The sequence below is a fragment of the Ruminiclostridium hungatei genome, from assembly GCF_002051585.1.
Classification (GTDB): domain Bacteria; phylum Bacillota; class Clostridia; order Acetivibrionales; family DSM-1351; genus Ruminiclostridium; species Ruminiclostridium hungatei.
Map to the genome: position 1 here is coordinate 1 of NZ_MZGX01000087.1, position 657 is coordinate 657.

At 44.6% G+C, this 657-nt stretch carries 1 pseudogene; it reads right to left on the reverse strand.

What is annotated here, in order from left to right:
• A pseudogene (locus tag CLHUN_RS21670) lies at positions 1 to 657 on the reverse strand (RHS repeat protein); the annotation flags it as partial.

Consider the following 657-nt stretch of genomic DNA (forward strand, 5'->3'; position numbering starts at 1 on the left):
TATTCCTCTTTTGCAAGGATTGCATCATTTTTATCTTTCGTTGTCCTGGCTTTTATCCTGCCGTCATGGTAGTACTGGTATTTTACGCTGTTTCCGCTGTCTGCCTGCTGGTTATTCCTCTGGGTGTCAAGCCTGAAGTCAGTATTATATACATAGGCTTCCAGATACTTTCCGGTTGCCGTATCAGTTTTATATAACAGGTTTCCAAGGCTGTCGTACTCGTATTTTATCTGACTGCCATTTTCACCGGTAGCCGTCAGGATATTATTCACGTCATCATAGCTGTTGACCGCCTGGCTGTTATCGGGATTGGTCTTTTTAGTCAGTCTCCCCAGCCTGTCATACTCAAATTTTGTCTCGTTATTATATGAGTCCTTATATTGGACCTGATTGCCATAATTGTCATATTTGAATTTTTCCTCCGTCCCCTGGGACAAAAGCTCTCCGTCCGCATAGGTTGCACTGTTGTACTTCCGTGTCAGGTATGCTCCGTTGAACTTGTAATTGCTGTTTCTGGACGTGTCATTATCACTGTATTCGTAGTTGGTCTCCACATATCCGGTCCAGCCGCCGTCCTTCAGATACCTTTTCTCACTGCTGATATTGTTCCACTGGTCATAGCCATAGGTTGTCCTGGACTCCATAACCCCGTTGACA